13 protein-coding genes, 1 other RNA gene and 1 pseudogene are annotated in these 13,604 nt (G+C 68.8%); 8 read left to right on the forward strand and 7 right to left on the reverse strand.

Annotated elements, in window-relative coordinates; genetic code table 11:
* Positions 1–137: 137 nt before the first annotated feature.
* A complete protein-coding gene (locus ACFFU4_RS09235) occupies positions 138–1,292 on the reverse strand; it encodes a c-type cytochrome (protein WP_377069335.1) in 1,155 nt (384 codons plus the stop codon).
* Positions 1,293–1,427: 135 nt separating this feature from the next.
* On the opposite strand from ACFFU4_RS09235, the gene ACFFU4_RS09240 reads away from it, so the two are divergent.
* A complete protein-coding gene (locus ACFFU4_RS09240) occupies positions 1,428–2,270 on the forward strand; it encodes a prephenate dehydratase (protein WP_377069337.1) in 843 nt (280 codons plus the stop codon).
* Between the two features lie 10 nt (positions 2,271–2,280).
* Here the strand turns inward: ACFFU4_RS09240 and ACFFU4_RS09245 are convergent, their stop codons facing one another.
* Together ACFFU4_RS09245 and nudC are read right to left on the reverse strand one after the other, a co-directional pair.
* A complete protein-coding gene (locus ACFFU4_RS09245) occupies positions 2,281–2,748 on the reverse strand; it encodes an SRPBCC family protein (protein ID WP_377069339.1) in 468 nt (155 codons plus the stop codon).
* A gap of 51 nt (positions 2,749–2,799) precedes the next feature.
* Positions 2,800–3,771 (reverse strand): NAD(+) diphosphatase, encoded by a 972-nt coding sequence (gene nudC / locus ACFFU4_RS09250; RefSeq protein WP_377069341.1) that lies wholly within the window; start codon positions 3,769–3,771, stop codon positions 2,800–2,802.
* Positions 3,772–4,069: 298 nt separating this feature from the next.
* On the opposite strand from nudC, the pseudogene ACFFU4_RS09255 reads away from it, so the two are divergent.
* From ACFFU4_RS09255 to ACFFU4_RS09285, 7 genes and pseudogenes are all read left to right on the forward strand, one after another.
* Positions 4,070–5,809 (forward strand): annotated as a pseudogene (locus ACFFU4_RS09255) (bifunctional 2',3'-cyclic-nucleotide 2'-phosphodiesterase/3'-nucleotidase); the annotation flags it as partial.
* A gap of 121 nt (positions 5,810–5,930) precedes the next feature.
* Positions 5,931–6,027, forward strand: an RNA gene (gene ffs / locus ACFFU4_RS09260) — signal recognition particle sRNA small type.
* 245 nt (positions 6,028–6,272) lie between these two features.
* Positions 6,273–6,797, forward strand: coding sequence for a BLUF domain-containing protein (locus ACFFU4_RS09265; RefSeq protein WP_377069343.1), 525 nt, complete (start codon positions 6,273–6,275; stop codon positions 6,795–6,797).
* Between the two features lie 138 nt (positions 6,798–6,935).
* Positions 6,936–8,759, forward strand: coding sequence for a DNA polymerase III subunit gamma/tau (locus tag ACFFU4_RS09270; RefSeq protein ID WP_377069345.1), 1,824 nt, complete (start codon positions 6,936–6,938; stop codon positions 8,757–8,759).
* A 103-nt stretch (positions 8,760–8,862) separates the two neighbouring features.
* Positions 8,863–9,207 carry a YbaB/EbfC family nucleoid-associated protein gene (locus tag ACFFU4_RS09275; protein ID WP_377069347.1) on the forward strand — a complete coding sequence of 115 codons (345 nt, stop codon included), beginning with the start codon at positions 8,863–8,865 and terminating at the stop codon, positions 9,205–9,207.
* Between the two features lie 70 nt (positions 9,208–9,277).
* Positions 9,278–9,871: a recombination mediator RecR gene (gene recR / locus ACFFU4_RS09280; protein ID WP_377069348.1), complete on the forward strand. Its 594-nt coding sequence runs from the start codon at positions 9,278–9,280 to the stop codon at positions 9,869–9,871.
* Between the two features lie 49 nt (positions 9,872–9,920).
* Positions 9,921–10,250: a DUF1294 domain-containing protein gene (locus ACFFU4_RS09285; protein WP_377069350.1), complete on the forward strand. Its 330-nt coding sequence runs from the start codon at positions 9,921–9,923 to the stop codon at positions 10,248–10,250.
* A 12-nt stretch (positions 10,251–10,262) separates the two neighbouring features.
* Here ACFFU4_RS09285 and ACFFU4_RS09290 read toward each other — a convergent pair whose 3' ends face one another.
* From ACFFU4_RS09290 to proC, 4 genes are all read right to left on the reverse strand, one after another.
* Positions 10,263–11,384 (reverse strand): beta-ketoacyl-ACP synthase III, encoded by a 1,122-nt coding sequence (locus ACFFU4_RS09290; protein WP_377069352.1) that lies wholly within the window; start codon positions 11,382–11,384, stop codon positions 10,263–10,265.
* A 106-nt stretch (positions 11,385–11,490) separates the two neighbouring features.
* Complete coding sequence (locus ACFFU4_RS09295) at positions 11,491–12,447, reverse strand: 2-hydroxyacid dehydrogenase (protein WP_377069354.1); 957 nt, start codon at positions 12,445–12,447, stop codon at positions 11,491–11,493.
* The gene (locus ACFFU4_RS09300; protein WP_377069356.1) at positions 12,444–12,782 is read right to left on the reverse strand and encodes a tRNA-binding protein; all 339 of its coding nucleotides are present in this window, start codon (positions 12,780–12,782) and stop codon (positions 12,444–12,446) included. Before ACFFU4_RS09300 ends, ACFFU4_RS09295 begins: the two co-directional genes overlap by 4 nt.
* Positions 12,775–13,590, reverse strand: coding sequence for a pyrroline-5-carboxylate reductase (gene proC / locus ACFFU4_RS09305; protein ID WP_377069358.1), 816 nt, complete (start codon positions 13,588–13,590; stop codon positions 12,775–12,777). Before proC ends, ACFFU4_RS09300 begins: the two co-directional genes overlap by 8 nt.
* Positions 13,591–13,604: the final 14 nt, after the last annotated feature.

Here is a 13,604-nt window from a genome sequence, read left to right on the forward strand (position 1 = left end):
GTCGGGCCGCGCCGTTTCCCGCGCGTTTCATGGGCAAGCTAGGGGGCGACCGCGCCTTGTTCAAGCGCGGAAGGGACCCGCACATGCAAAGGGCCGCCGCCCTCTCAGGCAGCGGCCCCCTTGTTCTGCGGCGTGCCTCAGTTGGAGACGCTATTGAGATAGGCGATGACGGCGGCCCGGTCCGCCTCGTCCTTGAGACCCGGATAGCCCATCCGGTTGCCCGGCGCGAATTCACGCGGGTTTTCCAGCCACGCGCTCAGCTTGTCCACGGTCCAGTCGCCGTCGAGTCCCTTGAGCGTATCGGAATAGCTGAACCCCTCGACCGACGCGATGTCCCGGTTCACCACCGCGTAGAGATGCGGACCGACCTTGTTCTTGCCATCCTCGACCGCGTGGCAGGCGGCACAGCGGCGGAATACCTTCTTGCCATCAGCGGGGTCGGCGGACGCAACCATCCCGGCAAAGGCGCTCTCGCCGCCGGTCTCCTCCGCAGGTGCCTCTTCGGCGGCGGCCTCCTCGGCAGGTGCTTCTTCCGCAGGTGCCTCTTCGGCAGCGGCCTCCTCGGCAGGCGCGTCCGCCGCAGGTGCCTCTTCGGCAGCGGCCTCCTCGGCAGGCGCGTCCGCCGCAGGTGCCTCTTCGGAAGCGGCCTCCTCAACGGCGGCGTCTTCTGCCGGGGCTTCCTCGGCGGCGGCGTCGTCAGCAGGTGCTTCCTCGGTGGCAGCCTCCTCAGCAGGTGCTTCCTCGGCGGGCGCCTCGGCCGCGGCTTCGATCACGATATCGTCGCTGCCATCGATCTGGTCGAGATACGCGATCACGTTTGCGCGATCCTCGGGCTTGCCCAGCCCGGCAAAGCCCATGGCGGTGCCCGGCGCATAGCCCGCCGGATTCTCGAGAAACGCGAACAGGTTCTCCGCGGTCCAGACATCGGCGACCTCTTCCAGAGCGCCGGAATAGGTGTACCCTTCAACAGAATCGACCTTGCGGCCGACCACATCATAGAGATGCGGGCCAACACCGTTGGCGCCATCCTCGACCTGGTGGCAAGCCTTGCACTTGTTGAAAACGCGCTCGCCCTTGCCGGCATCGGCCTCTGCGAACAGCGCTGCCAGGTCAGGGCCCTCGTCCACCGGCTCTTCGCTGGCACCATCGTCACCGGTGTCGATGACATAGCCCTGCGCATGATCCTCGCCGTGGCCGCCCCCCATCGAATAAATGCTCTCGGCTGCCCAGCCTCCCAGCAAGAAGACCAGAAGGGAGCCGCAAATCGCACCCGTGGCCTTTGTCAGTGTCATCGTGTCGAACATTGGCTCGCTTCCGTTAGATCTGTCGCTTGCGCGGGTATCTATCCGCTTCCCCTACCGCTTCGCAAGGTATAGTTTCCGCGACCAAACGCCCGACAGGGGCCACAAGAGGGACAGGGTTCCACGATGACCGACCGCATCGCCTTTCAGGGGGAGCCTGGTGCCTATTCGCATCAGGCCTGCCACGAGACCTATCCCGACATGGAGGTGCTGCCCTGCCGCACCTTCGAGGACACGATCGCGGCGGTGCGCGAGGGCACCGCGCGCCTCGCCATGGTCCCGGTCGAGAATTCCACCTTCGGGCGCGTGGCCGATATCCATCACCTGTTGCCCGAATCCGGGCTGCACATCGTCGACGAGGCCTTCGTGCGGGTGCACATCAACCTGCTCGCGCTGCCCGGCACGCGGCTTGACCAGATCGAGAGCGCGATGAGCCACACCATGCTTCTGGGCCAGTGCCGCGCGTTTCTCGAACGCCACGGCATCCACCGCGTGACCGGCGCCGACACCGCCGGTTCGGCGCGCCACGTCGCCGAGGCGGGCGACCCGTCGATGGCGGCGCTCGCCAGCGAACTGGCAGGCAAGATCTACGGTCTCGAGATGCTCGCGCGGCACATCGAGGACCACAGCACCAACACAACGCGGTTCCTGGTGATGGCCGCCGAGCCCGATTTCGCACCGCGGGGGCAGAACGGGATGATGACGACGCTGGTCTTTCGCCTACGCTCGCTTCCTGCCGGTCTCTACAAGGCACTGGGCGGGTTCGCCACCAACGGCGTCAACATGACCAAGCTGGAAAGCTACATGATCGGCGGCAATTTCAACGTGGTGCAGTTCTACGCCGACATCGAGGGGCACCCGGACGATCCGGCGGTGGCCCGCGCGCTCGACGAGCTGGACTACTTTACCTCCGAGATCACCATCCTCGGCGTCTACCCCGCCGATCCGCGGCGCTACGGCGAGGGCTGACCCTCCCGGCTCACACGCTGCGCTTGTGACGGTCCTCGACATCCATCGCGTAATCCGCGAGCCGCAAGCGGAATCGCTTGGTGAATTTGCCCCTCGCCAGCTTCATGGACTGGATCATCAGCCGCCCCGCGAGGTTGCGCGGCGACACGGCCAGATCGACGGAGAGCCGCGTGCGCGTGCGCGAGAGCGACATGAGGTCCACCCGCATCACCGCTTCGATCGTCGCCGCCTCGGCCGCGATCACGATCCCGTCGGGGGGCTCGAACCCGGTCAGCCGCAGGTCGATTTCGCGCATGCGCCCGCGCAGCCTGAACCGCGCGTGCCAGGTCATACCGACGCCCGGCCCGCTCATCGAGTCGGTGCGCTGCACCTCGGCACCGCGACGCATGGCGCTGCGCTCGAACCGCGTGAAATCGGTGATCTCGGCAAAGACGGCGTCGATCGGTGCCTCGATGTCTTCCTTGCCCGTGAACTGCATGCTCGCCCTGCCCTGACACGCCTGACCGTAAACGCGCCGGTCAGTCTCGCTTCAATCGAACCGGTCGGCAAGCCAATTCCTGAGCAGGAAATGCGCCACCGCCCCCTCGCGCGCGGGCAGCACCTGCGGGTGTTCGCCGGCAAAGGCGGCGAGGATCTCCTCGCGGCTCATCCAGCGGGCGTCCTCGATCTCGTAGGGGTCGATGGTGATTTCGCGGCTCAGTGCCACGCCGTGGCAGCCCAGCATCAGCGAGGCCGGAAACGGCCATGGCTGGCTGACGAGATAGCCCACCCGGCCGACGCGCACACCCGCCTCCTCCCAGACCTCGCGGCGCACGGCGGCCTCGACCGTCTCGCCCGGCTCGATGAACCCCGCGAGCAGCGAATACATCCCCTCCGGCCAGCCGGGCGAGCGCCCCATCAGCACGCTGTTGCCGTGGGTGACGAGCATGATGACCACCGGGTCGGTGCGCGGAAAATGCTGTGCGCCGCAATCATCGCAGGCCCGCTGCCAGCCCGCCCGGATCATCCGGCTCTTCGCGCCGCAGCGCGCGCAGTGGCGGTGGCTCTCGTGCCAACCAAAGATCGCCTTGGCGGTGGCCGCGATCTCGGCGTCGCGCGGCGAGAGCCACGTCATCACCCGGCGCAACTCGGCAAAGACCGCGCCATCGGGCAGGTCGGGATGCGCCTGCTCGGTGGCGTCGAGAAAGCTGTCGAGCTGCTCGGGGTCGAGCCCCGGCGGCACCCAGGCCGAGATGTCGAAGGCGAAGAGCGGCGTGCCGTCATCGTCGCGCCCGATCAGGACGGGCGGCACCTTGTAGCGCGCCAGAACCGGATGATCGCAGGGCAGCAGCACGAGCGCGTCGCGCCCCTCGCCCGCCACGAGCGGCTTGCCGCGCCACAGCACCGCCGCCCGCGCCCGGCCCGTATCCAGCGCCTCGGCCAGCGTCGTGCCCTGCCCGCGCAGGTCATCCGCCCGGTCGAGCCCCGATCCGCCGAATGTCACCTGTTCCGCATCGCGCATCCCGGCCTCCCTCGTCGCTGTCCCTTACTGTCACCGTCCCGGGCCGGGGGGCAAGCCGGGAGATCACGGCCATCACACGATTTCGGGAAAAGCACTGCAATCAACCTTAGCGGTATTGAACAATTATTTCCACATCTTAAGATCGCATCTGTTTCAATTGTGCCCCGTCTGCGCCAGGGCCCGCAACAGTCTTTTCGTTCACCGAAAGTCCCCCCGCTTGTTCCAGCCGATCACAGTCCCTGACACGCAAACCAACGGCCGCCAGGACGCAACGCTGCGGATCCTGGCCACCTCGGACGTGCACGGCCATCTCCTGCCATACAACTATTTCACCTGTAACGAGGTGGTCGGGCATGGCCTGTCACGGCTGGCCACGATTGTGCGGCAGGCCCGCGACGCGGCGGGCGTGGAAAATTGCCTGCTGCTCGACAACGGCGATTTCCTGCAGGGCACCGCGCTCACCGACCTCACCGCCCGGCCCGGCAATGGCTGGCGCGGCAGGCACCCGGTGATCCGCGCGATGAACCACATGCGCTACGACGCCGCCGCACTCGGCAATCACGAGTTCAATTTCGGCCTTCCCTGGCTGGAATCGACGCTGGCGCAGGCGCGGTTTCCGCTGGTCTGCGCCAATGCCGTGCGCCGCCTCGGGGCCTCCCCGCGCGAGGACAGCGCGTTTCTGCCCCCCTTCACCATCCTGCACCGCCGCCTGCGCGACCGGCAGGGCATCGCCCGCGATCTGCGCATCGGCGTGATCGGCCTCACCCCGCCGCAGGCCGCCACCTGGGATCACTGCCACCTTGCGGGGCGGCTGGTGCTGCGCGACATGGTCGAGACGGCGCGCGCCTGGCTGCCCGCGGTCCGGGGCGCCGGGGCGGACGTGGTGATCGCGCTCGCCCATACCGGGATCGACGCGGGGCCGGACCGTCCGATGATGGAGAACGCGGCGCGCGCGCTGGCGCGCCTGCCCGGGCTCGACGCGCTCATCGCCGGACACAGCCACCGCCGCTTTCCCGATCCCGGGCAAGCCGGCCCCCCGGGGGCCGACATCCCGAACGGCACCCTGCACGGCACGCCCTGCGTCAAACCCGGCTTTGCCGCCTCGCACCTGGGACGGATCGACCTGCACCTCGCCCACACCGGCGACGGCTGGCGCGTCACCGGGCACAGCACCGCGCTGCACCCGGCGCGCGGGGCCGCGTCCTGCCCCCGCCTCGCCCGCAGCCTGGTGCGCGCCCATGACCATACGCTGCGCCTGACCCGCGCCCCCATCGGAGAAAGCCTCGTGCCGCTGCACAGCTATCTCGCGCTGGCGCGCGAAGACCCCGGCATCGCGCTGGTCAACGCCGCGCAGCGCGCGGCGCTCGCCGCGGCGCTCAAGAACACCGGCTACGCCGGTTTTCCGGTCCTGTCGGCCTCGGCCCCGTTCCGCACCGGCGGGCGCGGCGGACCCGGCCATTTTACCGACATTCCCGCCGGCCCGCTGCGGCTGCGCCATCTCGCCGATCTCTACGGTTTCCCCAACACGCTGTGCGGCCTCGCGATCACCGGTGCTGGCGTGCGCGACTGGCTCGAACGCGCGGCGATCTGCTTCAACCGGATCGTACCGGGGGTGGCGGATCAGCCGCTTCTGAACGCCAACGTTCCGGGCCATGTGTTCGACGTGATCGACGGGCTGGGCTACAGCATCGACGTCTCGCAGCCTGCGCGCTACGATCTCTCCGGCGCGCTCGTCGCCCCCGACGCGCATCGCATCCGCGACCTGACGCACGCGGGCCGCCCGGTGCGCGACGCGGATCGCTTCGTCATCGCCACCAATTCCTACCGCGCATGGGGCGGCGGCCCGTTCGAGGCGCTCGCGGGGCGGGCGCTCATCCACGGCTCCGGGCGCCCCGTCCGCGACATCCTCGCCGGGCATGTCGCCACGACCGGTACCGTCGCGCCCGCCCCGGGAAATACCTGGCGCTTCGCCCCGATGCCGCCGGGCACCTCGGCCCTGCTCGCCACCGGGCCGGGTCTGCGCGCCTATCCCGGGGATATCGCCGCGCTCGGTGCCGGGGACGCCGGAGAGGATGACGCCGGTTTCCTGCGCCTGCGCCTGCCGCTCGATGGCGCGCAAGCCCTTGCGAATCCGCGCGCGCAGGGCTATGTGTCCGGTCGAGAGGTTGGCGCGGGCAAGCACCTCGCCAACCCGGTCAGATCCGGAAGGAAGCAGCCGTAACGAGCCTCGCTTGGGTCGTTGTCCAGCCTCTCACCTGACACCCCGTAGCGGCCCCGGCGCAGAACCAGCCTGACGGCGCCGGGTGGGGCCGATGCGATCCATATCCTGCAGGCCCATTGCCGCGGGCATTTCCGGTCACCGCGTCGGGTGCCCGGGCCACGGCGACTGCCGGGACAGGGTGACTATAGGTATACATCGGCCCGGCCCGACGATAATTGTGGCATCGGGTAATCGCGTATGCGTTCTTCCGCATTCGACGCGTCTCCGAAAGGATGATTCGATGAGCACCATCGTCGGCATCGCATACTGCTCCAGACCGGTTTCCTTCTCCTTCGAGCAAACCGACGACATACTCGCGGTGTCGCGCGCGAACAATGCCCGGGCGGGGATCACCGGCGCCCTGATCTACGACAACACGGCCTTCCTGCAAGCGCTGGAAGGCACGCCGGAGGAGATTCGTGCCGTTTTCAACCGCATTTCGCGCGACTCCAGACACACCGGGATCAGGCTCCTGTCGGTGCGCAAGCTGCAGGATCGCCTGTTCCCGGACTGGAGCATGACCGCCGCGGTGACCCAGGATCAGACCCTGCGCGGGCTGAAGCTCGTCCCGCACCTCTCCCTCGTGCGTTTCAATCCTTTCGCCTGGTCCGACGCGGATGTGTCCGACTTCATGAACGCGCTCAGCGATTACCTGACGCGGCGTCCTGCCCCGAAATCCGAACCGGTGACGGAAAGTGTCTCGCCGCACCGGGTGTCGACGGATCCTGTCGCGCGCCTCGACCGGCACCTGGATCGACTTTCATAAAACCGCCTGTCCTGGCCCCCGCCAGTGTCCACAGCGGGGCACGGATCACGGCGCAGCAGAGGGGACCGAAAAGCAAGGTGGACGCCTCCCCGGCCCGGCCTTACCCTGATCCCGTCCGCCGAATCCGAAAGGCCCCGCATGTCCCAGCCCCCCGATACCGGCTACCAGGTCCTGGCGCGCAAATATCGCCCCGAGACGTTCGCCGACCTCGTCGGCCAGGACGCGATGGTGCGCACGCTGAAAAACGCGTTCCAGGCCGACCGCATCGCGCAGGCATTCATCATGACCGGCATCCGCGGCACCGGCAAGACCACCACCGCACGGATCATCGCCAAGGGGATGAACTGCATCGGCCAGGACGGCACCGGAGCCCCGACGACCGATCCCTGCGGCGAGTGCGAGCACTGCACCGCGATCATGGAGGGCCGCCATGTCGACGTGCTCGAAATGGACGCCGCCTCCCGCACCGGCGTCGGCGACATCCGCGACATCATCGAGAGCGTGCATTACCGTGCCGCCTCCGCGCGCTACAAGATCTACATCATCGACGAGGTGCACATGCTCAGCACCTCGGCCTTCAACGCACTCCTCAAGACGCTGGAGGAGCCGCCGGCGCATGTGAAGTTCATCTTCGCCACCACCGAGATCCGCAAGGTGCCGGTCACGGTGCTGTCGCGCTGCCAGCGATTCGACCTGCGTCGCATCGAGCCGGAGGCGATGATCGGCCTCTTGCGCCGCATCGCGGATGCCGAGGGCGCGCAGATCACCGACGAGGCGCTCGCCCTCATCACCCGCGCCGCCGAGGGCTCGGCGCGCGATGCCACCTCGCTGCTCGATCAGGCGATCAGCCACGGCGCGGGAGAGACCGGGGCCGATCAGGTCCGCGCCATGCTCGGCCTCGCCGACCGGGGCCGCGTGCTCGACCTGTTCGACATGATCCTGCGCGGCGACGCGGGCGGCGCGCTGTCGGAACTGGGCGCGCAATATGCCGAAGGGGCCGATCCGCTCGCGGTGCTGCGCGACCTGTCCGAGATCACCCATTGGGTGTCGGTGGTCAAGATCACGCCCGACGCCGCCGAGGACCCCACCATCGGCCCGGACGAGCGCGCCCGCGGGCAGCAGATGGCAGAAAACCTGCCGATGCGCGTGCTCACCCGCATGTGGCAGATGCTGCTCAAGGCGCTCGACGAGGTGGCCGAGGCCCCCAACGCGATGATGGCCGCCGAGATGGCGGTGATCCGCCTGACCCATGTGGCCGACCTGCCCACACCCGAGGATCTCGTGCGCCGCCTCTCGGACGGCCCGCCCGCGTCTCCGGAGGGCGGCGGCGCGCGCCCGCAGGCGCACGGCCAGGGCGCGACCGCACAAGGCACCCCGCACGGCACCGCACAGGGCACCCCCATGCCCCGCCGCCCCACCCATGCCGCACCCACCGGGCCGAGCGCCAGCGGCAACGGCAACGGCAGCGGCAGCGGCAACGGCAACGGACAGATGACAGCGCGCGCCCCGGAAACGCAGGATGCGCTCGCGCAATATCCCGGCTTCGAGCACGTACTCGACCTCATCCGCGCCCAGCGCGACGCCCGCCTGCTGATCGAGGTCGAGGGCTGCCTGCGCCTCGCCTCCTACCGCCCCGGGCGGATCGAGTTCACCCCCACCCCCGATGCGCCCGCAGATCTCGCGCAGCGGCTCGGCAGCGCGCTGCAACGCTGGACCGGCGCACGCTGGGCGGTGACCCTGGTCAACTCTGCCACCGCCCCCACACTGCGCGAGGCGCGCGAGGCCGAGCAGGACGCGCGCACGGCGCAGGCGCGCGAGCATCCGCTGGTGAGGGCGGTGTTCTCGGCCTTCCCCGGGGCCAGCATCACCGGCATCCGCACCGCCGAGGACATCACCACCGAGGCCGGCGAAGAGGCGCTGCCCGAAGTCGAGGACGAATGGGACCCGTTCGAAGAGGGCTGATCCGGCCCCTTGCCAGTGGCCTTTTGCGCGCCGATATGCTTCAAGACGGCGACCAGTTTTCCCGGCCCGCGCGCGCGGGCCCCGATCCAGAGGAGATCACACCATGTTCAAGGGTTTGGGCCAGATGGGCGACATGGCCAAGATGATGCAGGCCGCGCAGGAAATGCAGCAGAAGATGGCCGCGCTGCAGGAAGAGATGCACAATATCATGGTCGAGGGCGAAAGCGGCGCCGGGCTGGTCAAGGCCACCTGCACCGCCAAGGGCGAGCTGAAATCGCTCGACATCGACCCGTCGATCTTCAATTCCGACGACAAGGAGGTGGTCGAGGACCTGATCCTCGCCGCCATCAAGGACGCGCAATCGAAGGCCAGCGATCGCGCGCAGGAAGAGATGGGCCGGATCACCGAGGGCATGGGCCTGCCCAAGGACATGAAGCTGCCGTTCTGAGAACCCGCCGGGCTTCATCTTGCCCGAAATATCCTCGCCGAAGGCATCTGCCCGCGAAACGGACCGACGATTGAACAGCACCCGCGACATTGACGCCCTCATCGACATGATGGCGCGCCTGCCCGGCCTCGGGCCGCGCTCGGCGCGGCGTGCGGTGCTGCACATGATCCGCAAGCGCGCGCTGCTGCTCACGCCGCTGGCCGACCTGATGCAGACCGTCGCCGCCACCGCCCGCGAATGCGCGCGCTGCGGCAATATCGGCAGTACCGAGATCTGCGACATCTGCGCCTCCGGCAAACGCGCCAACGGCCAGGTCTGCGTGGTCGAGGACGTGGCCGACCTCTGGGCGATGGAACGCGGGCAGGCCTTTCGCGGCCGCTATCACGTCCTCGGCGGGACGCTCTCGGCGCTCGACCAGGTGGGCCCGGACGCCTTGCGCATCCCGCAACTCGTGGCGCGCGTGACCGAGGAGGAGGTGACCGAGGTGATCCTCGCCCTCGGGGCCACGGTTGACGGACAGACCACCGCGCATTACATCGCCGATCAACTCGACGGTCAGGTTACCCTCACCACGCTCGCACAAGGTGTTCCAATCGGCGGCGAGTTGGATTATCTCGACGACGGAACGATCGGCGCGGCGCTCGCGGCGCGCAAATCGCTCTGACAACCGCCCTGATCGCGGCCCCGCGCCGCCCGCCACCCGACAGGCCGCCATGACCCCGCTGGCTCTCGCCATCAGTTACCTTCTGTCCCTCAACCTCGCCACCTTCGGGCTGTTCTGGTGGGACAAGCAATGCGCCATCCGCCGGCGCTGGCGTGTGCCCGAGAGCACGCTGCTGACGCTGTGCCTCGTCGGCGGCGCGTTCGGGGCCAAGACCGGGCAGGGCGTGTTTCGCCACAAGACCCGCAAGGAGCCGTTCCGCACCTCGCTCAACGCCGTCATCGTGCTGCATATCGGCCTGCTGTCGGCGCTGGTGCTGCCGGGCTTCCGCGCCTCGGTGGTGGCGATGCTGCGCGACGCCTCGACCGCGCTCTTCGGCTGAGCGCCGCCGCCCTCAGCCCCGCTCGACCAGCACCGACCCCACCGAATACCCCGCCCCGAACGAACAGATCAGCCCCCGGTCGCCGGGGTCGAGGTCGTCCGAATACTGCGAAAACGCGATGATCGACCCGGCCGAGGACGTGTTGGCATAGTCCTGCAGGATGTTGGGCTGCTCATGCGCCTCGGGCACCCGGCCCATCACCTTGCGGCCGATGAAATCGTTCATCGTCTTGTTGGCCTGGTGCAGCCACAGCCGCCGCAGGTCCGCCGCGCCCACCGCTTCCTCCGCCATGTGGCCGAGGATATGCGCCGACACCAGCGGCAGCACCTCCTTGAAAACGCGGCGCCCCTCCTGCACGAAGAGCATGTCGCGCCGGTCCGCCATGTGGCCGGGCCGCGTGCGCCGCAGAAAGCCGTTGTTGTTGCGGATGTTGTTGGAAAACTTCGTGGCGCAGCGGGTCGAGAGGATGCGGAAATGCGCACCCTTCGCTTCCTCCGCCGCCTCGATCACCAGCGCCGTGCACACGTCGCCAAAGATGAAATGACAATCCCGGTCGCGCCACTCCAGGTGGCCCGAGCAGATCTCGGGGCTGACCACCAGCGCGCGCCGCGCGCTGCCCGACCGGATCATGTCCGCCGCCGCCTGTATCCCGAACGTGGCCGAGGAACACGCTACGTTCATGTCAAAGGCAAAGCCGCCCGCGCCCAGCGCCTGCTGTATCTCGATGGCGATGGCGGGATAGGGCCGCTCGTGGTTCGAGGCGGCGCAGATCACCAGGTCGATCTCGCCCGCCTCGCGCCCCGCCTGCGCCAGCGCGGTCCCGCAGGCGTCGAGCGCGATCTCGGTCATGATCCCCGGCTCGTCATCGCCGCGCGCGCGCAGGATCGGGTGCATCACCTGCGGGTCGAGCACGCCGGCCTTGTCCATGACATGCCGCCGCTCGATCCCCGAGGCGCCCAGGATGAATTCCGGCGACGATGGTGCCCTGGCCTCCATCTCGCCCGCCGCGATCGCCCCGGCATGGGCCGCGTTGAACGCCTCGGCATGGGCATTGTAGGCCACCACCAACTCCTCGTTGGTGATCACCTCCGGCGGCGTGAACACGCCCGATCCGGTGATCGCGGGCTGCACCATGATCCTCTCCCCCCAGGATTTCCCGCCAGATCACCGCAGCCGTGCACCAAGGTCAAGCACGACGTGGTGATCATGCTTCACACCGGGTTTCTTCTTGGAAAAATACTCAATTCACCGGGTTGGGCAACTCGTCCCCGGCAAAGAAGGCGCGCAGGTTCTCCACCGCCATCAGGCCCATCGCCTCGCGCACCTCCAGCGCGGCGGTGCCCAGGTGCGGCAGCAGCGTGACGGCCTCCATCTTGCGCAGCACCTCGGGCACCTCGGGCTCGCGCGCATAGACATCGAGCCCCGCGCCCGCGATGCGGCCCTCGCGCAGCGCGTCGATCAGCGCCGCCTCGTCCACCACGTCGCCGCGCGCGATGTTGACCAGATGCGCGGCGGGCTTCATCGCCGCCAGCACCTCGGGCCCGACGATGCCCTGCGTCTCGGGCCCCCCGGGCACGGCGGCGACGAGAAAATCCACCTGCCCCGCCAGCGCAGTGAGGCTCGCGACCTGCCGGGCCGGGATATCAATCGCCTTTTCCGAGCGGTTGTAATACAGCACCTCCATCCCGAACCCGAAATGGCAGCGCCGGGCGATGGCCTGCCCGATGCGCCCCATGCCGACGATCCCCACCGTCTTGCCCGTCACATGGCTGCCCAGCATCTGCGTCGGATTCCATCCGGTCCAGCGCCCGGCGCGCAGCATCCGCTCGCCCTCGCCCGCGCGGCGCGCGCTCATCAGGATCAGCGTCAGCGCGATATCGGCGGTGGCGTCGGTGACGGCACCGGGCGTGTTGGTGACGGCGATTCCGGCGGCGCGCGCGGCGGCCACGTCGATATGGTTGTAGCCCACCCCGAAATTGGCGAGGATCCGGCAGCGGCTGCCCTCGGCGTCCGCGAACACCTCCGCCGAGAACATGTCGCCGAGCGTCGGCAGGATGCCGTCATAGAGCGCGAGCGCCCCGCGCATCTGCCCGGGCTTGAGCGGCGCGTTGTCGTCGCGCACTTCCACCTCGAATTGCGACTCCGCCTCGGCGAGCACACGCGCCGGCATGGGCCGTGTGATGAGAATCCGTGTCAATGCAGCCTCCCGCCCTCGGGTACATCCATGTCCGGCCCGATCAGCACCACCTCGCCTTCGGTATCGCTCAGCCCCAGCACCAGCACCTCGGAGACGAACTTGCCGATCTGCCGGGGCGGAAAGTTGACCACCGCCAGCACCTGCCGCCCGACCAGCCCCTCGGGCGTGTAATGGGCGGTGATCTGCGCGCTCGATTTCTTCTCGCCCAGATCCGCGCCGAAATCGACCCACAGCTTGATCGCGGGCTTGCGCGCCTCGGGGTAGGGCTCGGCGCGGGTGACGCGGCCCACCCGGATATCCACCGCGAGGAAATCGTCAAACGTGATCTCAGCCATTGCGCAGCTCCCGCGAGCGGTCGGCGGCGGCGGCCACCGTGCGCGCCATCAGCGGCGGCAGGCCGGTGGCCTCGTCCATCAGCACCTCCAGCCCCGCCTGCGTGGTGCCATTGGGGCTTGTCACGTTCCTGCGCAGTTGCGCGGGCGTCTCGTCGGCGGCCTCGGCCAGTGCACCGGCGCCCGCGACGGTGGCCTGCGCCAGTTGCATCGCCAGCCCGGGGGCCAGCCCCTGCGCCTCACCCGCCCGCGCCATGCACTCGATCATGTGGAACACATAGGCCGGGCCCGAGCCCGACAGCCCGGTGACCGCATCCATCTGATCCTCGCTGTCAAGCCGCACCACCTGCCCCACCGCCTTCAGGAGCGCCGCGGCGGCATCGAAATGCGCTTGCGTGGCATGGGCGTTGCCGACGATCGCGGTGATGCCGCGCCCGACGGCGGCGGGGGTGTTGGGCATGGCGCGCACGACCGGGGTCCTGTCGCCGAGCATATCCTCGCAGGTGGCGATCGTCGTGCCGGCCGCCACTGAGACGAAGAGCGTGCCGCCATTGCCGTAGCCATTGAGCGTGGGCAGCGCCGCGGCCATCATCTGCGGCTTGACGGCGACCAGCACGATCGCCGGATCGGGCGGCAACGCGGCGTTGACGTTGACACCCGCCGCCGCGATCCACTCCGCCGGGTGCGGATCGACCACATGCACCGATGCCGCACTGAGCCCGCCATCAAGCCATCCGCGCAGCATCGCGCCGCCCATCTTGCCACAGCCGAGCAGCACCAGGCCCCGCTCGCCGATCTCTTGCATGGTCATCCTCACCTCCCGCG

Origin of the sequence: Roseovarius ramblicola (assembly GCF_042430665.1) — a bacterium.
Classification (GTDB): domain Bacteria; phylum Pseudomonadota; class Alphaproteobacteria; order Rhodobacterales; family Rhodobacteraceae; genus Roseovarius; species Roseovarius ramblicola.